Consider the following 19,830-nt stretch of genomic DNA (forward strand, 5'->3'; position numbering starts at 1 on the left):
GGGCGCTCAGATCCAGCCGTCCGGTGAATTCCATTTCAGTGGGAGGACCGCGGCAGGTGAAGCACGACGGCACGGCGCCTGTGAAGCCGTCGCAAACGCGAATGGACCATAGCGAAGCGCCGATTCCGACGGCGTTGGCCGAGTATCACGAGCTCGGACGGTACGGCTTCGCACCGCCGGGTCATCGGCAGGGACGCGGTACCGACCCCCGACTTCTAGATGTGCTGGGCCGGCAGCCATTTCGCGACGACGTACTGGCCAGTGGAGGTCTCGACGATCGCCGGTCGACGCACGGCTACTTGAGCCGCGCCGAGGAGTTGATGGCCGACGCCGTGGGGGCGGATTACAGCTTCTTCTCCACCTGCGGCTCGTCGTTGTCCGTCAAAGCCGCGATGATGGCCGTTGCCGGCGGTGACGGCAGCCTGCTCGTCGGTCGCGACAGCCACAAATCGATCGTCGCCGGATTGATCTTCGCGGGCGTGCAGCCGCGATGGATCACCCCACGCTGGGATGCCCAACAACACTTCTCCCATCCACCCTCACCACAGCAGGTCGCTGAAGAGTGGGAACGCCATCCCGATGCGGCCGGAGCGCTGATCGTCAGCCCGAGCCCCTACGGCACGTGCGCCGATTTGTCCGGTATCGCGCAGGTCTGCCACGAACGGGGCAAGCCGCTGATCGTCGACGAGGCGTGGGGAGCCCACCTTCCATTCCACCCGGACCTACCGACGTGGGCCATGAATGCCGGCGCCGACCTTTGCGTCGTCAGCGTTCACAAGATGGGCGCGGGTTTCGAGCAGGGCTCGGTGCTGCACCAGCAGGGTGACCTCGTCGACCAAGATCACTTGTCGGCATGCGCTGACCTGCTGATGACCACTAGTCCGAACGTCATGGTGTATGCGGCGATGGACGGCTGGCGGCGTCAGATGGTGCAGGAGGGGCACGAACTACTGGGTGCCGCACTCGAACTCGCGTACACCGTGCGCGAGCAGATCGAGCGGATCCCGGACGTCGAAGTTCTCGACGACGAGTTGTTGGGCGTCGAGGCATCGCACGACCTCGATCGCCTGCAGGTTCTCATCGACGTCGCCGGCACTGGCAGGTCGGGCTACCAGGCAGCGGATTGGCTACGTCGTCATTGCCTCGTCGACGTGGGCATGAGCGATCATCGCCGGATTTTGGCGACGCTGTCGATCGCCGACGACACGAGCACGGTCGGAAGGCTTGTCGCGGGATTGCGGTCGTGGCGACGCACCGCATACGACGTATCCGCCGCGCCGCCGGTTGACTTGCCGGCCCCCGCGGATTTGGAACTCGAGTCTGAGCGACTTCCCCGGGACGCGTTCTTCGCTCCGACAGAGACGATCGAGCTGAAGGCGGCCGCCGGGCGGATCAGCGCCGAACAGCTCACCCCATACCCGCCGGGGATACCGGCCGTCGTACCGGGTGAACGGCTCAACGACGCGGTGATCGACTACCTGCGTAGCGGGATAGACGCGGGAATGAACGTACCCGATGCCGCCGACAAGACGCTCCGCACCGTCAGAGTGGTTGTCTGACAACCGATTGCATATCCATGCTCGAGCAGTTGCGCCGCGACGTCACTCACGGACTCATGACCGGTCGCCATCTGCCGTAGCGGCTGCCGCGCCGGTCCGGGCCGACCGCGTTTCAACCTCGTTGCGGAGAGGAATCCCCCGCTGCGTGAAAATAGCCGAATTCGTGCAGCGCAACTGGTTTCGACCCGTATTGGCCGCCGTGCTGATCGCGACCGCTGTACTCGGAGCCTTTGCGGCCGACTGGGGCCGAGGATGTTCGACCGAATGCCAGCAGCGCAACGCCGCGCGCGCCCACGAACCGGCGCAATTGAGCTTCCAACCCGCCGCGCACGCACACGGCGTCGATCCGCTGACACCGGTGTCGGTGACGGCGGAGTCGGGGACGTTGACCGATGTCCGTATGGTCAACGACGCGGGCAAGCCGCTCGCCGGGGTGATGACTCCCGATCACCTCGTCTGGCATCCGGTGGAGCCGCTCGGTTACGGCCGCACGTACACACTGACGGTGGCGAGCCGCGGCTCGGGTGGCGTTGCGGCAAGCCAGGTCTCGCAATTCGCCACCCTGGTGCCGCCCAATCAGACCAAGGTTTCGTTCACCACCCCGTCGGAGGCGACGCTCCACGACGGCGGTACCTACGGCATCGGCACGATCGTCGTCGCACACTTCGATGAGCCGATCGAAGATCACGGCCGCGCAGAACAACACCTCTCGGTGACCACGTCGCCACCGGTTGCCGGCGCGTGGCGGTGGGTCGACGACCAGACCGCACACTGGCGACCCGAGCACTATTACCGCCCGCACACCACCGTCACGGCTGAGGCGAAGATCTACGGCGTCGATCTGGGCCGGGGCATTTTCGGGCAGGAGGACACCAAGGTGTCCTTCACCATCGGTGACGCGCACCGGTCCGTCGCGGACGACAAAACCAAGACCGTGAGCGTTTTCGACAACGACCACCTGGTTCGCACGATGCCCACGTCGATGGGAATGGGCGGCACCCAGGACGTCGATGGACGCACACTGTCCTTTTGGACTCCGCCCGGCGTCTACACCGTGTTGGACAAGGGTGATCCGGTGGTCATGGACTCGTCGACGTTCGGCCTGCCCAAGAATTCTCGGCTCGGGTACCGCGAGACCATTCACTACGGCACCCGCATCAGCACCGACGGTATCTATCTCCATCAACTCGACACGACGGTGTGGGCACAAGGCAACACCGACACCTCTCACGGCTGTCTGAATCTCAACGGCGACAACGCAAAATGGTTCTACGACTTCTCCGTCCCCGGTGACGTGGTCGAGGTTCGCAACACCGGCGGCCCCCCGCTGAAGTTGTCGCAGGGCGGTGACTGGACGGTGCCGTGGGACCAATGGCGCAATGGAAGCGCACCGCACTGAGCGCCGCCGCGAGCGGGTTTTCCAGCAGCAGCGTGACTTTCGGTAGAAAGCGGCCTGCGCTGGGTACGTGAGCATGATGCTTACCCAACCGCCCCGTATGACTGCATCGACGTCATGACAGCCTCGTCAGTCCCCGACGACCTGCGTGAGTTGGCGAAGGCTCACGGGGTGGCGACGGCGTACCGCAACGAGCGACGCGACATGGTCGAGGTCGACGCGGATGTGGTGATCAAGGTGCTCGGGCTGCTGGACGTCGAGGCCGGCACCGCCGTCGATCGTGCCCGAGAACTGGCCCGAGTCGCCGAAACGCGTTCTAGCAAACTGCCACCCACCATCTCGGTGCGCGTAGACGGACGACCTCATCGCCTGCCGGGCGCTGCTCTGCTGGTTGCTGAGGACGGGCGGGAGGTAGAACTGCGCGACGAACTTCCCGGTGATGTCACGCCGGGCTGGTATCGCGTGCATACCCGCGACGGCCAGCAGGCGACCCTCGTGGCCGCGCCACCCAAACTGCCGGCGACCCCACCGACGTGGGGCTGGATGCTGCAGCTCTACGCGCTGCGCTCGCAGCACTCGTGGGGGATGGGTGACCTCGGCGATCTCCGAGACTTCGTCGACTGGACCGCCTCCGAACACCGGGCCGGCGCCGTGTTGCTCAATCCGCTGCACGCCCCGGGCCCCACCCATCCGGTGCAGCCGTCGCCCTACACGCCGTCGAGCCGCCGTTTCGCCAATCCGTTGGCGCTGCGCATCGAAGAGCTCGACGCCTATCGTCGTGCGGATACCAATACGCGCGCCGAGGTCGACGCGTTGCGCGTCTCGCCGACCACCGAACGTATCGACTACGACCTCGTGTGGGCGGCCAAGCGGTCAGCCCTGGAGTTGCTGTGGCGTTCCGAAGGACGGCCGTCCGGGCTCGACGGCTCGCTGTCGGCGACTGTGTCGAACGGCCTCTCGGACTGGGCGACGTATTGCGCGCTGGCCGAGCGTCACGGCGGTCGCTGGACTCAATGGCCCGAATCGTTGCGCGACGCCACCGGACCGGCGGTGGTTGCAGCCCGTCGGGAACTAGGGCCCCGCATCGCTTTTCACTCCTGGATTCAACGCCGTTGCGCCGAACAGCTGGTGGGGGTGCGCGACGCCGCGCACGACGCCGGTATGGCGCTCGGCGTCATCCATGACCTCGCAGTGGGGGTCGACGCCGAAGGGGCGGATGCGTGGGCATTGGCGGACGTCCTCGCGACCGGGGTGACGGTTGGAGCGCCGCCGGACAACTTCACTCCGCGCGGGCAAGACTGGGGTTTGCCGCCGTGGCGTCCCGACCGCCTCGCGGCCACCGGGTATGGCGCATTACGGGAGATGTTGGAGGCCGTTCTGGCTCATGCCGACGGATTGCGCATCGACCACGTGGCGGGTCTGTGGCGGCTGTGGTGGATTCCCCCCGGCGACGGACCGGAGCGCGGCACCTATGTGTACTACGACGCCGAGGTGATGCTGTCGGTCTTGGCGCTGGCCGCTCATCAGGCGGGTGCCATCGTGATCGGCGAGGACCTGGGCACCGTCGAGCCGGAGGTCACGCAGGCGTTGGCCGACAACGAAATGCTCGGCTGCGCGGTGTCGTGGTTCGTGCGCGACGAGTCTGCCGCCGACCAGCCGCTGCTGCCGGCCGACAGGTGGCCGCAACGAGCGGCGGCGAGCATTTCGACCCACGACCTACCTACCGCGGCCGGCTTCCTGCGGGCCGAACACGTGCGGGCCCGCGCCGACCGCGGATTGCTTGACGACGTCGCGGCCGAGCAGGAATCGGCGCAGCGGGAACGCGCCGAGCTGCTCGCTCTCCTGAGGGCCCACGACCTGCTGCCGGCTGGCGACGATGAGCCGGACGAAGCGACGATCGTCAGCGCCATGCACCGGTTTCTTGCAATCACCCCGAGCCGGCTGAAGCTCATCTCGCCCTACGATGTGCTCGCCGAGCCTCGCCAACCGAACCTGCCGGGCACCGTCGACGAGTATCCGAATTGGCGGCTTCCCCTGCCCCGATCACTCGAGGAGTTGCGCGCCGATCCTCGGGTGGACGCCGTCATCAATGCGTTCCGCGAGGAGACCTCCTGACAACGTCAGGGCTGGTGGTCAGGACGCCAGCAGCAGCGCGGTGGTGACGAGCATGACCACCGCCGTTCCGCCGTGCACGCCGTAAGCGGTTGATTTCGGTCCGCCGCTGCGCAGCACGATGGTGGCATCGACGATCGGAATGATGGTCGCCGCCAACATCACCCAGCCGACCAGCTGCGGCGTTCGGGCGGTCATCACCACGATGACCACGATGCCCGTGGTGATGTCACGAATCCCTTTGACGTTCAAGTACGCGCGCACTCCGGGTTGGTCGATATCGGGCAGGACGCCGTATCCGGCGGCGGCCACCCGCGGCGCGACGAGGAACCGGGCCCCGATGAAAATGATGGCGGCGGCGAGTAGTCCGGCGAGGCCGTAGCCGATGGTCGCGGTGGTGGTCATGGTGGACGCTCCTTGGATTCGTCAGCGGATGGGTGAGAACTGAGTCGGGTCGAGCAGCGTCGACTGGACGTCGAGAATGTCGGCGACGTCGAAACCGGCCATATCGGCGGCGAACTCCGGGCTCGACATCACTCGGCGGGTGACGTCGCCGACGTCGGCGCCCGGCGGATAGGCGATCAGGGCCACGAGTCGGTTTCCTTGGTCGCCGTGTTGGGTCCAGACCCCGTGGGTCGTGACACCGAAGGCCGGGAAGGTCGTCACGTGCCGAGCCCAGTGCACCGCGGCGTATTCCGCGAGGGCTTCCGGCGTTCGCAAGGTGTAAATCCTCAGCTGAAACACGACACGGCACTCCTTTTGCGACGCCGCGGGGCGGAAACGGCCTGCGGTAGCCAGTGAATGCTAGCAACGCTAACCCGCCGGCAGACGAAATGCAATAGCGTCGCTAGAAAATCTATCGGTGATACGACTGCCAGTCGTGACGCCGCCTGACCCTTCGATGTCGAAGCATTACGCTGTCGCCATGCCCGAGCCTCTCGATCCGCTCCAGCTGCAGGCCTACTTCGCGCTGACCGAGGCGGCCAGCCTGCTGGAGTACGCGGTGCGCCAACAGCTGCACGACGACGGCGGCCTGAGCTATGTACAGTTCGAGATCCTGGCCAAACTGGCTCACACCCACGAGCGGCTGACGATGACCGACCTGGCCGACGGCGTGGTGTACAGCCGCTCGGGTCTGACCCATCAGGCTGGACTGCTCGAAACCCGCGGGCTCATCTCCCGGACGGCGTCGCCTGACGACCAGCGCGCGACCGTCGTGACGATCACCGGTAAGGGTCGCGCCCTCGTCGCGACGGTCATGCCCGGACACATCGACGTGGTGCGGGAGCTTCTGTTCGACGCGCTGTCCGAACGGGAGGTGCGCAACCTCGCCGGGATGATGGGGAAAGCCCGGGACCACATGCGAAGTCGGCCGCCACGCTCCGCAGCCGCACGCAGGCGTCAAGCGAACCGCTGAACGGACAGCGGGCCGCCACAGCACCGGATGGCTCCTGCGAGAATCGCGACATGCCCGGTTCTGCCGCCAACTCGGCGCCCCATCTGGATGGCCACCACGAGCCCATGTCGCAAGGATTGGACGAACTCGAAGTGCTCGGCGATTCCGCGTTCGACGCGCTCGGCGTGCTCAGCCGCGCTTTACACCTTCGCGAAGCGATCCTCGACGACACCCTGCGTGCCATCCTCGAATTGGCCACGTCGGTGATCCGCAGCGCCGATCACGCCGGGCTGAACCTCTACAGCAACGGACGCTTCACCCCGCAGGCGACTGTTGGAACCGCACCCCCCGAACTCGACGAACTCCAACAAAGCACCGGGGAAGGGCCCTGCATCGAGTCGTCGCGCAGCCAGGTCACCGTCGTCGTCGACGAGATGGATTCAGATTCGCGATGGCCCAGATTCGCCGCCGCGGCCGTCGCCAAGGAGGTGCACTCGATGCTGTGCCTTCCGCTGTGGGTGAGCGAGGAGACCCTGGGCTCGCTGAGCCTCTACGGAACAACGCCACACGCCTTCCGCGATACCGATCGGCGATTGGCCGAGCTGTTTGCCACCCATGCGGCGCTGGCACTGGCCGACGCGCAACGCACCGACCAGCTTCGACGCGCCATGGCCAGTCGGGATGTCATCGGGCAGGCCAAAGGCATCCTGATGGAACGCCACCGCGTCACGGCAGATCAGGCATTTCTTCTACTCAAGAAACAGTCTCAGCGCGTCAACCAGAAACTGGTCGAGGTCGCCGAGACCGTCGCCGCGACCGGAGTGCTGCCCGAACCCTGATGAGCCGGCCGTCGCCCGAGAGTATGCGCGCGCGAGTGAGTCACAGTTCGTTTGCCGGCGGCGGAGCCCGGGTAAATGTCGGTGCTTCATTCAGCACACGAGTGGGAGGATTTGCGATGGGCGACAGTGGACCCGAAGAGGCCGTGAAGGGCATCGTCGAGGACGTCAAGGGCAAGGCCAAAGAGGTCGCTGGGATTGTGACCGACGATGACAACCTGCGCGAAGAGGGACGTGCCCAGCAGGACAAGGCCGACGCCGCGCGTGACGTGGCCAAGAAGGAGGCCGAGGCCGATGCGGCTCGAGCCGCCGAAAAGGCCGCGGAGGCACGGCAAAACGCCGCCGAGTAGTAGCCGCTGATCCAACCAGCCGCGCGAAGCGTCGTGCGGCTGGTTGGCGACCCGCGCTCTGGGCTGCCGGGTTGGATTCGACACCTAGCGGGTAACTACACCCCGTCGCGAGGCGTCATGCCAGAACCGCGGTCGACCGCGCGACAACACCGGAGCTGATATGAGTGTCGTCGCACGCCGCGGCAGTCAAAATCCCTGCGCCGAGTGGGGCTTCACGGCCTTGCCCGCTGGGGATGCGTGATGCGCCTGGCAGTACTGGGTCCATCGCATCACCCGGTGAGCGAACCGTTTGCCGGTGGGCAGGAACGCTTTACCGCTGATCTGGTTCGCGGATTGCGACAACGCGGACACCGCACCGAACTTTACGCGCTGCCCGGAAGCGATACGGCGCTCGCTGATCACCTACACCTGATGCCCGACTTGCCGGAGCTGCCGGGTTTCGCGGCGACCGATCCGGGTTCACTCGAGACCAAATCCCTGCACGACCAATTTGCTTACGTGTCCGCCATGCGAGATCTTCTGCAACGCAACGACATCGACGTCATCCTCAACGAAAGTCTGCACCAGCTGCCACTTGCTTTGAGTCCGCTCATCAAGACACCGATGGTGACGACGTTGCACACGCCGCCATCTCCATGGCTCGGAATGGGCGTCTGCCTTGCCGGCGGCGATAACCGCTTCGTCTCGGTCAGCCAGGCACTACGGGCGCAATGGAGCGCGGTTGCCGACAGTCACGTCATCTACAACGGAGTCGACGCCGACCAGTTTCCCGTCGGGGCCGGGGGCGAGGGTCTGTTGTGGGTCGGTCGGCTGACGCCGGACAAAGGTGCGGATATAGCGGTCAGCGTTGCCGCACAAGCGAACCGCGAGTTGCGGCTCGCGGGACCGGTCAGCGATCCCGACTGGTTCGCGGGCGTGATTCGGCCGAAACTAGGCTCGTCCGTGTGCTACCTGGGACCGCTGCGCGGTGCCGAACTCGCCGATGCCTACGGTACGAGCGCGGCCACCCTGGTAACGCCGCGATGGGAGGAACCGTTCTGCTTGGTCGCGGTCGAATCACAGATGTGCGGAACCCCGGTGGTCGGAATTCGTCGCGGTGGGCTGCCCGAGGTGGTCACCCGGCCGGGCGGTGTTCTCGTCGATCCGGGACCGCGTGTGGATTCGCTTCTGGCGGAAGCTATTTGCGTCGCGACCAGGTTTGATCGCCAAGACGTCGCCCAGCACGCTCGTTCTCGATGGAGCCTGAGCACCATGATCGATCACTACGAGCGCCTGTGTGGCCAACTCCGCCGCCAGTGACCGTGCCGGACGATAGGTTCGTCTCCGCGGGATGCGAGCAGTGACGGAACCTTCTCCTCAGCCGTCGGTTTCGACGACGAGAACCTCGGTATTCGCCCGCTTCTGAATGATTTTCGGCACCGAGCCCAGCAACCGCCCGACAAGCGAATTCACCCCGACGCTGCCGACCACGAGCAGATCGGCGCCGACCTCGTCAGCCAGCGCGATCAGTGCATCGGCTGGAGCACCTTGCACGGCTCGCTGTGTCACTTCGGTTGCGCCCCTTTGCTTCGCGCGGGCCGCAGCATCTTGGAGCAGATCGTAGACCGGCGCGTTGCCTTGCTGGCGATAGCTCTCGTCATGCGCCTGATCGGGGTCGACACCGTCATGTCCGTGGCCGGTCGACGCCGAATGCGCCGACGCCACGATGAGTCGCGCATGCGACTGCGCGGCGATCTCGGCAGCTTTGTCGACCGCCCGTAGCGACGTGTCCGATCCGTCGGTTCCGACGACGATCACCTTATAGTCGGGCACGAGGACTCCTATGCGTCACGAGCGGCCTGTGTCAGCCGTTGGAGATGAAAAATACCCCGATAACCAGCAAAACAGCGCCGATTCCGCGGGTTGGCGTGATGGGGTGGGGCGTCACTCCGAGCCAGCCGAAATGGTCGATGACAACGGAGGTGAGCAGGTTGGCCGTGACCGTGAGCGCCGCGTAGGTGGCCGCTCCCACGGTCCCGATGAACAACAAGCCAGCGACCACCGCGAGGGAGCCGACGATCCCGCCCAGTGGGGCCCACCACGGCATGGCGCTCAACCCGGCCACTGTCGGAAGGGGTCGGACGAACACGGCGGCAATCACCAGGAAGACCGGAATGATGAGGCCGAACGAAACCAAGGTGGCCAGCCACGGATTGACCAGTGAGACGCGCAACGCATTGTTCATCGGTCCGCCCATGGCCTGGAGCACGCCGCCGAGTGCGATGAGCGGAAACAGCCAGAGTGTGCTGGTGGACGTCATTCGATGTTCCTTCCGCTGCCCGACGGCATGGTTACATTCCGGTCAATGCGAGTGAGGCCCACAGTGCGACGACAGCCGCGATCAGCGCGGCAGGGGTGGTCAATAGGCCTAGCTTGGTGAAGTCGGTGAATCTGCTGGCGTGCCTGTGTTGCTGCAAGACGCGCCGCCACAGCATGGTGGCCAGCGATCCGGTGTAGGTGAGGTTGGGGCCGATGTTGACCCCGAGCAGGACAGCCAGAACCGCTGCGGGCCCACCGGATGCGACGAGGGGAACGAGCATCAAGACGGCGGGCAAATTGTTGACGACGTTCGCGGCGATTGCGGCGATCGCGGCGATTCCCAGCAGCCCGAGCAGCCCATTCGGGTGCGGGAGCCAGCCACGCAAGACGTGGTCCAAACCATTGTCGATGACGGCCCGCACCACCACGGCGAGCGCAAGGACGAATACCAGAAACGGCACGTCTACAGATCGCAGGATGCCACGGACGTCGGTTTTGCGTCGCGCCACGGCATGAGCGGCCAGTACCACCGCTCCCGCGGCCGCAGCCCACGCGGGACTGACGCCGACCGCCGACGTGACGACGAATCCAACCAGGGTGGCGGCGACGGTGACGAGTGCTACCCGTGGCGTCTGCAGCTCGGGTTCCACGTCGTGGGCGTCGGCAGGTTGAGCAGCGGTCAAGTCGGACGCGAAAAAGACTCGAAACAACAGGAACTCGACGACAATCGCGGCCAGCCACGGCAGCCCCATCAAAACGGCGAACCGGGTGAAGGTCAATCCACTGGCGCCCAGCGCCAACAGATTCGTCAGATTCGATACCGGCAGCAGTAGCGACGCGGTGTTGGACAGGTGGCCGCAGGCATACAGATGCGGGCGAGCACGCACGTGCAGACGCGCCGCGGTGATCGACACGACCGGCGTCATCAACACCACCGTGGCGTCGAGGCTGAAGACGACTGTGACCAACGACGCTGCCACGAACACCCCGACCAGCAATCGATCGGATCGGCCTTTCGCGGCGCGGGCTATCCACATTCCACACCAGTCGAAAAGACCTTCTGCGGAACACATTTGGGAGAGCACCAACACTGCGGCCAAGAACCCGACCACCGGGGCCAACTCGGCCAGCTCGCTGCGGGCGTCGGGTAACGACACCGCTCCGATGCCCATCACCAGTAGCGCCGCGGGGACCGCCACGCAGGCCTCGGATCCACCGAAAGGACGGATCACCGCCACCACCAGAACCATCGCCAGTAGGGCAGCCGAGATCAGCTCCGCAATCGCCGTGCTCAGACGATCACACTCCTGTCGCGCGTAGTGTCCGGGTACTCGGCGGGCGCGTCAGTCGATCGCCGAGCGGTAACGCTAGTACATCGACCGCTCACGATGCCGCGCCGGCAAAGCCGTCACGGCGCTCTGCAGTTACCCCGAGCGGTATCACGTCAATCCATGTCGCGGTAATTGTCAGCGACCATCCTGAACTCAGTCTGAAGTTAGCTGGTTCCCTATCCGCGGCTCCACCGGAAGGCTCAGAACAAACCGCGCGCCACCGTGATGAGGGACGCAGACGAGGTCGCCGTGGTGGGCTCTTGCGAGCGCGCGCGCGATCGACAGTCCCAGCCCTGCTCCACCGCGATCGGCGTCCCGCGCAGCGTCCAGGCGGACAAGTCGTTCGAAGATCCGATCGCGTTCGGCATCCGGAATTCCTGGACCCGAGTCAGTAACCGTGAGCTTCGCTACGTCCGCACCGTTGTCAGCCGTGACGTCGACGACGATCGATCCCCCGGGCGGGGTGTGTCGGCGGGCGTTGTCGACGAGGTTGGACAGTATCTGCGCAAGCCGCGTGGGATCGGCCCGAACCGGGACGGCGCCGTCTCCGGTGCGCGTGATGAGCAAGCCAGGCGACAACATGGCCGCGCGTTCACATTCGGCGTCGGCGGTCGCCACGAGGTCCATTGCGACGAGATCCAACGCCAGACCGGCGTCGATGCGGGTCAGATCGAGCATGTCCGAAATGAGACGACTGGCACGGCGGGACTCAGCGAGCAACAGCGCTGCGCGCCGGTACTGGCTCTGGGCCTGAGGGTCGTCGTTGTGCTGGACGGCGAAGTTGTGCAGTTGCTCGGCGGCCACGCGGATGCCGCTGATTGGTGTGCGGAGTTCGTGGGCAGCATCTGCGATGAACTGACGAGTGGTGGCTTCCGCGTGCTGGGCCACCGAGGCCGAATGCTGCGCGCGTCGCTCGGACGCCTCCAACGCGTCCAGCATCTCGTCGAAAGCGGCTGCGGCGCGGCCGAGTTCGGTGTCGGGGCGGTCCGGGCGCAGACGCTCGCCACGATCACCGCCGGTAATAGTCCGGGCGAGCGTCGTGAGGCGGTCCAGCGGGCGCAGCGCGGCCCGCGCCACCGCGCTGGACAGCGCACCCGCTATCGCCAGCGTGATCAACCCGGCGGTGAGCATGACTTCACGCAGCCGGCGGATCAACGCGGTGGTCGGAGTGGTATCCGCAACCAGAATGACGCGCCCACCGGTCTTCAGCGGGTGCACGATGACCGTCGCGGTGGCATCCGGTCGCGGCGGCGGGGGAGGCGGTGGCGGAGGTCCCCACGGCGGGGGCGGTGGTGGCGCTGGTGGCGGCGGCGGGACGATCGGGCCCGTCGTGGTCTCCGGCCGGATGGCGTGGTCGCCGTACGTGGCGCCGTCCGCGGTCACCAGCAGCGCCCTGATGCCACCGCCGCCCAACTGTGCGACCAGCTGGCCGGGCGGTGTGTGGACGGCAGCCAACGCGTCGGCGCGCGACGCACTCGCCATCAGCCGGTCGTGGCGATCGCGGCGGGCCTGGGCGCCCACCAGCGCATCGATCGTCACGCCGAGCACCAGCAGCAGAACGGTCAACACGGCCAGCACGATCACGCTGACCCGCCGGTGAAGCGACGGGGTGGGGGTTGGCGGGTTCGGCGCGGCGCGGTCGGTCACGATCGATGCGGCGTCATCCGATACCCGATCCCGCGCACGGTGTGCAGGATGCGAGGGCCATGCGCTTCAAGTTTGCGACGCAGCGCACTGATGTGGACGTGGACCAAGTTGGCGTCGTAGGCGTCATACCCCCACACTGCCGTCAGGATCTGGCTGGCGCTGACGATGCGACCTCGTTGCTCGACCAAGAAGGTGAGCAGGCGTAATTCGGTGGCCGTCAGGTCCAGCCGGCGCCCCGCACGGGCAATCACTCCGGCGTCCACGTCGAGCGCCAGATCGCCGTATTGAACGACCGAGGGCTGTCGGCCGAGCCGACGCAACACCGCACCTATACGCGACAGCAACTCGGCCAGCTCGAACGGTTTGACCACGTAATCGTCTGCGCCACCGTCCAATCCGCGCACCCGGTCCGGCAGCCCATCTCGAGCTGTGAGTAACACGATGGCCGCTTCACCCCAATCACGGACGACGTCGATCAACGCGAAACCGTCCCTGCCGGGCAACATCACGTCCAGTACGACCAGATCGGGACGAAAGCCGTCCAAGACAGTTTCCAACTCGGCCCCATCCGGCTGAGCCGACACGAGGTATCCGGCATCGGTCAGTGCCTCGCTGACCATCTCCCGGATCGCCTCGGAATCCTCGACGATCAATACCCGAGTGGCCTGCGATTGACGCACCGCACCGCGGTGCCGCAACGAATGTTGCGGGCCGCCAGCTGTCGTCATCGCCCCATTCTCATCGCCCGCGGCGTCCCTGTCTGAAGCGCACCTGAAGAAATCGACGAACTGCGCGCTCTTCAGATTGGCTTCAGCCTCGCTCCTTAGCGTCACGTCCAGAGGAAGACATTCGCAACCGTTTACTGGAGGCATCATGAGCGACGATCAATTCGAGCCCCGAACGGGCAGGCAGGCGGGCCAAACCCTGACCGGCGAGCCCGAACCGCAGCTACCAGAGCCGCACCCGGTGGCTGTCGCGAGACCGTCGATCGTGCACCGCAACCCGGTCGGCGTGGCCGTCGGTGCGGCCGTCGTCGGACTGGTCCTGGGCGCGATTCTGGTCGGCGTGCTTGCCCGGTTCTTCGCCCCGGGCCCAGGGCCTTGGGGACCGCCGCCGCCACCGGGGGCGTGGTCCAGTCAGCCGGCGCCCGGGTGGGGCCCGCCTCCACCTCCTCCGCCGCATTGGCACCCCGCTCCTCCGCACGCCCTGTGGGACGCATGCCCACCGCCCCCTCCGGACGGTCCCGCGGCGGGACCTCGACCTGGGCCGGCTGAGCTTCCTCCGCCGCCCGCTGCACCGCCGGCCGGCTGACGGTTGAGGAGCTGTCATGGTCACGTTGGGACCGCCGCCGCCCGAGTCGCATATTTCGCTGGCGCATAGGCTCAATCGGCGCGCCACCAAGCAGTGGCCCGGTATCTGGTGATCGGGGGCGAAGGCCCGTTAGCCACTGATGTCGTTGCGTTGCAATAGCTTTGAGATCACTCGGGCCGACAGAGGGCAAGTGAGCTGGTTGGGCCCCGGATAGAAAGACACGGGTGTGAGCGGTAGCGAAGTGGTCCGTCGTTTGACCCCCGCGACTAAAGCAGTCGCGAAGAAGGCGGCGGCGAAAAAGGTCGCGAAGAAGGCGCCGGCAAAGAAGGCGGCGGCGAAGAAGGCCGCCAAGAAGGCGCCGGCAAAGAAGGCGCCGGCGAAAAAGGCCGCCAAGAAGGTACCGGGGAAGAAGGCCGCGCCGAAGAAGGCGGCCAAGAAGCCGCCCGCGAAGAAGGCGGCGGCCAAGAAGGTACCGGGGAAGAAGGCCGCGCCGAAGAAGGCGGCCAAGAAGGCGGCGCCGTCACAAAGGACTGCTTCCGCGCCGACGGATCGGGCGCAACGACAATCCGAAGGCACGAAGCCGACACTGAAGGTGCCCGAGTTACCGGCTCCGCCAACCGATCCCGCAGAGATTCTCGGTCTGTCCGAGCCGTTCGACGACAGTGACCTTCGGCGAGCCTGGCGCACTTTCGCCGCCCGCCACCACCCCGATCAGGGCGGCGACCCGGTGACATTTACCCGAGGGCGCAGAGCCTACGACGAATTACGCGCTCGGCCGAGGTAGCCAGGACGTCGCGCCGGGCGCGCGCGAATCACTTCTCGCAAAACCTATTGTTGTAGTCGTGTCGGACGCGGTGCTCGGTGTCTCCATGACGCCAACCTCTGTCCGCACCGTGCTGGTGGCGGGCGCGAAGGCGGACGGAGTCGCGGTCAACCAGGGCAATTTCGGCATCGCACACGGCGCCGACCTGCCATCCGGCACCGCGACCGAGCAGATCATCGCCACCATTCTGATCACCCGTGAGACGGCGGCCAGCGCTGGTTATCGGGTGACGTCCACGGGAGTCACCTGGCTCGATGTGGCCGCGGCGACGGCTTTGCGTGAGGGACTGGCTACGCGCCGAATCGACAACGTGCTGCTGGTGTCGCCGTTCCACTCCGCGATCGCGCTGGCCCGTGCCGCCGGTGAGTCTGCGGCCTACGACCACACCGCGCTGCTGTGCATCGAGCCCGACGTCGCGACGCTTGCGGTGGTCAGCGCCGAGGACGGAACGGTCGTGGAGGTGCGGCGGCGGTTTTTGCCGGAGGACGACGGAGAAGCGGTCGCGGCACTCGTGGAGATGGTCAACGATGCGGAAGCGATGGAGGCCGGACCGCAGGGGGTGTTCGTGGTCGGCTCCGGTGTCGACGTCCCACTGATCATGCCTGCCCTGGTCGAGGCGACGTCTCTTCCGGTGACCGCGCCCGACCAGCCCGAGACCGCACTGGCCCGCGGCGCCGCGCTGGCGTCGGCGAACACCGAGCTGTTGACGGCGTCGGCGATCGAGTTGGCCCGCACCGAAGGTCGCGCCGCCGGATACACCGACATCGCGCTGCTGTGCATCGAGCCGGACTCGGCGACCTCAGCGGTGCTGAGCACCCACGGTGACTCGGTCGCGGAAGTGCGGCGGCGTTTCCTGCCGAGTGACGACGCCGCGGCGCTGACCGCGCTTGTGGAGATCGCCCGAGGTCTAGAGGCGACGGACGGCGGCCCGCAGGGGCTGTTCTTGCTCGGTTCCGGTGTCGACGTCCCACTGATCATGCCGGATTTAGCTGCGGCGACGTCACTTCCGATCACCACACCGGAGCAGCCTTCGGTGGGTTCGGCCCGAGGCGCTGCGCTCGCGTCGGCGAATGCGTCGTCGTTGGCGTCCTCCGCGGTCGCGTTGGCTCGCGCGGCTGGCGAGTCGGCCGGTTACGAGAGCACGGCGCTGCTGTGCATCGAGCCGGACGTGGCGACGCTGGCGGTCGTCGGTACCGCCGACGGGTTGGTGGTCGACCTGCGCCGCCGGTTTCTCCCGCACGACGACGACGAAGCGGTGGCGGCACTGACCGAAATCGTCAAAGGCGCCGGCGCCATGGAGGGCGGCCCGCAGGGCGTGTTCGTGGTCGGCTCCGGCGTCGACATCCCGTTGATCATGCCCGCCCTGGCCGCGGTGACGACGCTTCCCGTCACCGCGCCCGAGCAGCCGGCGACAGCAACGCCGCCCGACGTGACCGCCGCTCGTTCGCCACTTTTTGCGTCGTCCACCGCATTCCTCAACGGACACGGCCCTGACCCCGAAGCGGCATTGCCAGTGCAGGACACCCGGCCGGTCGTCCTGGAAGCCCGCGGGCTGGGTAAATCGTTCGGGTCGGGCACGACGACCATCCCGATCATCGAGGACATCAATCTGCGGATCCACGCCGGCGAATTCGTCGCGATGGTCGGGCCGTCTGGCTCTGGGAAGTCGACGTTGCTGAGCATCCTCGGATTGCTCGAACCGCCGACGAGCGGCGAAGTCCTGGTGAACGGTGCGAGCGTCGCCCGGTTGTCGGCACGGGAACGGGCCGGTGTTCGTGGCCGCCGGATCGGCTACGTCTTCCAGTCGTTCAACCTGCTCGCCGGTTTGTCGGTCGCCGAGAACGTCATGCTGCCGAGCCTGCTGGCCGGCGAATCTGGTCGCGCCCAATACGACCGGGCCATCGCGTTGCTCGACCAATTCGGCTTGGCCGGGATGGCCAGGCGGGTGCCGGCCGAGTTGTCGGGTGGCGAGCAACAGCGCGTCGCGATCGCGCGCGCGTTGTTCATGGCCCCGCAGGTCGTGCTTGCCGACGAACCCACCGGCAACCTCGACACGAAAAACGGCCGCCGGGTGATGGAAGCGCTTTACAACCTCAACGCGGCGGGCCAGACCATCGTGATGGTCACCCACGATCGAGCGATCGCCGACGAGGCTCCTCGGTTGGTCTCGCTGCTCGACGGCCGCATCGAAAGCGACAACAAGCAAATTCGACACGGCGGTGCTGCATGGCGCGCCCCGCACTAGCCGCGGCCGCCAGCGTCCTGCGGCTGATCAACCTTCGCGCGATTCGGCGGCACACGCTTCGCGCGCTGCTGGCGGCGCTGTCACTCGGCGGCGGAGTGGCCATCGTCGTGGCGGTCATGATCGAGACCAACAGTGTGCGTACCGCGATCGACGATGTCGGCTACCGGATCGCCGGTCCGGCGCCGCTGCGTATCGTCGGCTCCGCCACCCAAGGGGGGATCGGACCGGCGGTGCTCGGCGCGGCCGGCAAGGTCCCTGGCGTCGCGGTGCTCGCCCCCGTCGTCCGTGCGGCGACCCAAGTGCGCGACGGCGACCGCGACACGGTCGTGCTGGCATTGGGAATCGACTGCGCGGCGCGCTGGATCATCGACCCGAAGGTGTGTGGCTCGAACCAGAAAGAGCCGCAAGTGATGGCGACGTCGACCGTGTTCGGCCATTCGCTGGGGAAGTCCCCGGCGCTGGCGACCGACGTCGGTCAGCTTTCGATAGCGGGCCTCGCGCAGATCCCGCAGCTGGACGACGTCAACAACGGCCGCGTCGTCGTACTACCGCTCAGCGCGGCCAAATCGCAGTTCGCGCGAGGCGACCGGGTGGACACCGTCTACCTCACGCTGGCCGAGCACGCCGATGCGACCGCAGTCCAAGCGGCTGTCGCCAAGGCGGTCGATGCACTCGGGCCGGGCTACCGGGTGCTGACTTGCAACGATCCGGCGGCGGGATTCAACGTGAACGTCATCTTGTTTCCACTGCTGGCGATCTTCGCTCTGATCGCGATCGGGGTGGGGGTGATTCTGATCGCCCAACTCACCCGCTTGTCGATTCAAGAACGCCGGCGCGAAGTCGCCATCGCGGCGGCGCTGGGCGCCACGCCGCTGATGACGTTCGGCGGGTTCCTCGCAGAAGCCGCACTGTTGGGGGCTTCCGGCTCGGTCATCGGCATTCTGCTGGGAATCGTCATCGCCCACCCGGTCGTCGCCAGCGCCAGCGAGTTGACCCAGCAGTTCGTCGGGGTCAACGTGCCCGTCGTGGTCGGTGGGGGAGTCGTCGTGGCGGCGCTGGGAATCGGGGTCCTGCTGGCCGTGCTCGCGGCGCTGCTGCCCAGTCGCGCGGCGTCGAAAACCCCGATCGCCACTGAGCTTTCGGGTCGGGCCGCAGTTGAGGACAACCAGTCAACCGGCGCATGGCGCAAGGTGGTGGCCCTGCTGGCCATCGGTGTCACCGGTGTCATCGCCGTCTGGTGGGCGACATGGTCGGGCGGGTTGGCGCCGTGGCAGGCCAGTGTTGCCAACGTCAGCGTGGTCGTCGCCATCGTGGGTCTGCTGCTGGCTGCGGCCTACGTGGGCCCAGAAGTGTTGGATCTCATCCGACTTCGGCCCGAACGCGTCCGCAGCGCGGCGGTGGCGATCGCGTTCACCGGTCTACGGGCCGATCAGTCGCGAATGGTCGCGATCGCCGGTGCCGTCGCGGTGCCGGTAGCGGTCGCGACATTGCTGTCCGGATTCTTGATCGCCATCAACGACGGAGTCGACACCGTCGCGAAAAGGCAGGCGAGCGATCGCCTCGTGCTCACCACCACCCGGTTCACCGACTGGGGATCGACGGACGCGAAGTTCTCCCCGGACACCATGTCGAAACTGAACGCGCTACCCGGCGTCGCCGGCGTGGAGCGGATGGCTGAAGTCGAGATCACCCTGGCGAACGGAGAGTTGGCCTACGTACGAGCCGAGGATCGGCCGACCTTCTCCTATCACGCGCTTGCCGGGCCCTCGCCGAGACGAAGCATCGAGGCGAATCAACTTGTCATCGGCGGCATTCTGGCCCGCGAAACCGGCGTCCGGGTAGGCGACACGATGCTGCTCGGCAGCGGACCCAAGGCGCGCCGGATCGTCGTCGGAACGATCGTGGCCACCCCTGAAGTCGGCGGGCGCCGAATTCAGATGTCCTATCCGCTCGCCGAACAGATCTTCGGTCCGCAGCCGGCCGGGCTGGTTTTCATCAAGCCGGCCGCGGGTGCCGACCTGAGACGCATCGACGACGAGATTCGCGCCAGTCGCTTCGATCAGCCGCTGACGGTGGTCGATGCCGACGGATACCGGTCCTCGGTGGTCGCCGGTGAATCCCGTTTCCTCGCACCGCTGAACACGTTGAAATACGGTCTGCTCGCGATCGCCTTCATCTCGGTGTCCTCGACGCTGTTGCTGCTGGGAATCCGGCGTCGCCGCGAGGTCGCGCTGATCCAGGCATTGGGCGCCACCCCGGCCACCGTCTTCGCGGTGACCACCATCGAGGCCGTCATCGCGAGCGCGACGGGCGCGATCCTGGGGGCCATGGTGTCCATCGCGATCATCGGGGTCGTGGCGCGCGCCGCGATCGTCGACGTGGGAGCTGTTGTCCCGCTGATCTTTCCGGCGTCCGAGGCTCTCGGTTACGCGATCCTTGCCGTTCTGTCGGCGGTGCTGGCGGCGGTCGGTCCCGCCTGGCAGACCACCCAGGCCGGTTTGGCGTCGCAGTTGCGTGACGACTAGC

The 19,830-nt window shown here is 66.6% G+C and carries 18 protein-coding genes; 11 read left to right on the plus strand and 7 right to left on the minus strand.

Translation table 11 applies throughout. The annotated features are described in order from the left end of the window. Window positions 1–101 precede the first annotated feature (101 nt). From MKK62_RS10050 to malQ, 3 genes are all read left to right on the plus strand, one after another. On the plus strand, window positions 102–1,559 hold the full coding sequence (locus MKK62_RS10050) for an aminotransferase class I/II-fold pyridoxal phosphate-dependent enzyme (protein ID WP_240261212.1): 1,458 nt from the start codon (window positions 102–104) through the stop codon (window positions 1,557–1,559). A 145-nt stretch (window positions 1,560–1,704) separates the two neighbouring features. Next, window positions 1,705–2,958: a L,D-transpeptidase gene (locus MKK62_RS10055; RefSeq protein ID WP_240261211.1), complete on the plus strand. Its 1,254-nt coding sequence runs from the start codon at window positions 1,705–1,707 to the stop codon at window positions 2,956–2,958. Window positions 2,959–3,072: 114 nt separating this feature from the next. Continuing rightward, the gene (malQ, locus tag MKK62_RS10060) at window positions 3,073–5,070 is read left to right on the plus strand and encodes a 4-alpha-glucanotransferase (RefSeq protein WP_240261210.1); all 1,998 of its coding nucleotides are present in this window, start codon (window positions 3,073–3,075) and stop codon (window positions 5,068–5,070) included. An 18-nt stretch (window positions 5,071–5,088) separates the two neighbouring features. On the opposite strand, the gene MKK62_RS10065 is transcribed toward malQ, so the two are convergent. Beyond that, the gene (locus MKK62_RS10065) at window positions 5,089–5,472 is read right to left on the minus strand and encodes a DUF4267 domain-containing protein (RefSeq protein ID WP_240261209.1); all 384 of its coding nucleotides are present in this window, start codon (window positions 5,470–5,472) and stop codon (window positions 5,089–5,091) included. Window positions 5,473–5,493: 21 nt separating this feature from the next. Beyond that, on the minus strand, window positions 5,494–5,811 hold the full coding sequence (locus MKK62_RS10070; protein ID WP_240261208.1) for an NIPSNAP family protein: 318 nt from the start codon (window positions 5,809–5,811) through the stop codon (window positions 5,494–5,496). Between the two features lie 181 nt (window positions 5,812–5,992). Between MKK62_RS10070 and MKK62_RS10075 the strand changes: the two genes are divergently transcribed. From MKK62_RS10075 to MKK62_RS10090, 4 genes are all read left to right on the plus strand, one after another. After that, complete coding sequence (locus MKK62_RS10075; RefSeq protein ID WP_240261207.1) at window positions 5,993–6,484, plus strand: MarR family winged helix-turn-helix transcriptional regulator; 492 nt, start codon at window positions 5,993–5,995, stop codon at window positions 6,482–6,484. 50 nt (window positions 6,485–6,534) lie between these two features. Next, window positions 6,535–7,302, plus strand: a complete 768-nt coding sequence (locus MKK62_RS10080; protein ID WP_240261206.1) for a GAF and ANTAR domain-containing protein — start codon at window positions 6,535–6,537, stop codon at window positions 7,300–7,302. 116 nt (window positions 7,303–7,418) lie between these two features. After that, on the plus strand, window positions 7,419–7,649 hold the full coding sequence (gene mbp1 / locus MKK62_RS10085) for a microaggregate-binding protein 1 (RefSeq protein WP_240261205.1): 231 nt from the start codon (window positions 7,419–7,421) through the stop codon (window positions 7,647–7,649). A gap of 276 nt (window positions 7,650–7,925) precedes the next feature. Continuing rightward, window positions 7,926–8,948 (plus strand): glycosyltransferase, encoded by a 1,023-nt coding sequence (locus tag MKK62_RS10090; protein WP_240261204.1) that lies wholly within the window; start codon window positions 7,926–7,928, stop codon window positions 8,946–8,948. A 57-nt stretch (window positions 8,949–9,005) separates the two neighbouring features. Here the strand turns inward: MKK62_RS10090 and MKK62_RS10095 are convergent, their stop codons facing one another. The 5 genes from MKK62_RS10095 to MKK62_RS10115 all read right to left on the minus strand — a co-directional run bounded on the left by MKK62_RS10095 (window position 9,006) and on the right by MKK62_RS10115 (window position 13,653). Beyond that, entirely contained in the window at window positions 9,006–9,461 is a 456-nt protein-coding gene (locus tag MKK62_RS10095; protein WP_240261203.1) for a universal stress protein, read from the minus strand. Window positions 9,462–9,492: 31 nt separating this feature from the next. After that, window positions 9,493–9,948 carry a DMT family transporter gene (locus MKK62_RS10100; protein WP_240261202.1) on the minus strand — a complete coding sequence of 152 codons (456 nt, stop codon included), beginning with the start codon at window positions 9,946–9,948 and terminating at the stop codon, window positions 9,493–9,495. Window positions 9,949–9,979: 31 nt separating this feature from the next. Next, a complete protein-coding gene (locus MKK62_RS10105) occupies window positions 9,980–11,197 on the minus strand; it encodes an SLC13 family permease (RefSeq protein ID WP_240261201.1) in 1,218 nt (405 codons plus the stop codon). A gap of 234 nt (window positions 11,198–11,431) precedes the next feature. Further along, entirely contained in the window at window positions 11,432–12,925 is a 1,494-nt protein-coding gene (locus MKK62_RS10110) for a sensor histidine kinase (protein ID WP_240261200.1), read from the minus strand. After that, the gene (locus MKK62_RS10115; protein ID WP_350355754.1) at window positions 12,922–13,653 is read right to left on the minus strand and encodes a response regulator transcription factor; all 732 of its coding nucleotides are present in this window, start codon (window positions 13,651–13,653) and stop codon (window positions 12,922–12,924) included. The genes MKK62_RS10110 and MKK62_RS10115 overlap by 4 nt, the downstream gene beginning before the upstream one ends. Before the next feature lie 145 nt (window positions 13,654–13,798). On the opposite strand from MKK62_RS10115, the gene MKK62_RS10120 reads away from it, so the two are divergent. The 4 genes from MKK62_RS10120 to MKK62_RS10135 all read left to right on the plus strand — a co-directional run bounded on the left by MKK62_RS10120 (window position 13,799) and on the right by MKK62_RS10135 (window position 19,829). After that, window positions 13,799–14,236 carry a hypothetical protein gene (locus tag MKK62_RS10120; protein ID WP_240261199.1) on the plus strand — a complete coding sequence of 146 codons (438 nt, stop codon included), beginning with the start codon at window positions 13,799–13,801 and terminating at the stop codon, window positions 14,234–14,236. Window positions 14,237–14,462: 226 nt separating this feature from the next. Then, a complete protein-coding gene (locus MKK62_RS10125) occupies window positions 14,463–15,020 on the plus strand; it encodes a hypothetical protein (RefSeq protein ID WP_240261198.1) in 558 nt (185 codons plus the stop codon). 58 nt (window positions 15,021–15,078) lie between these two features. Next, a complete protein-coding gene (locus MKK62_RS10130; protein ID WP_240261197.1) occupies window positions 15,079–17,304 on the plus strand; it encodes an ABC transporter ATP-binding protein in 2,226 nt (741 codons plus the stop codon). Continuing rightward, window positions 17,286–19,829: an ABC transporter permease gene (locus tag MKK62_RS10135; RefSeq protein WP_240261196.1), complete on the plus strand. Its 2,544-nt coding sequence runs from the start codon at window positions 17,286–17,288 to the stop codon at window positions 19,827–19,829. The genes MKK62_RS10130 and MKK62_RS10135 overlap by 19 nt, the downstream gene beginning before the upstream one ends. Window position 19,830 lies beyond the last annotated feature (1 nt).

This window comes from Mycobacterium paraterrae (genome assembly GCF_022430545.2).
In the GTDB taxonomy this organism is placed as follows: domain Bacteria; phylum Actinomycetota; class Actinomycetes; order Mycobacteriales; family Mycobacteriaceae; genus Mycobacterium; species Mycobacterium paraterrae.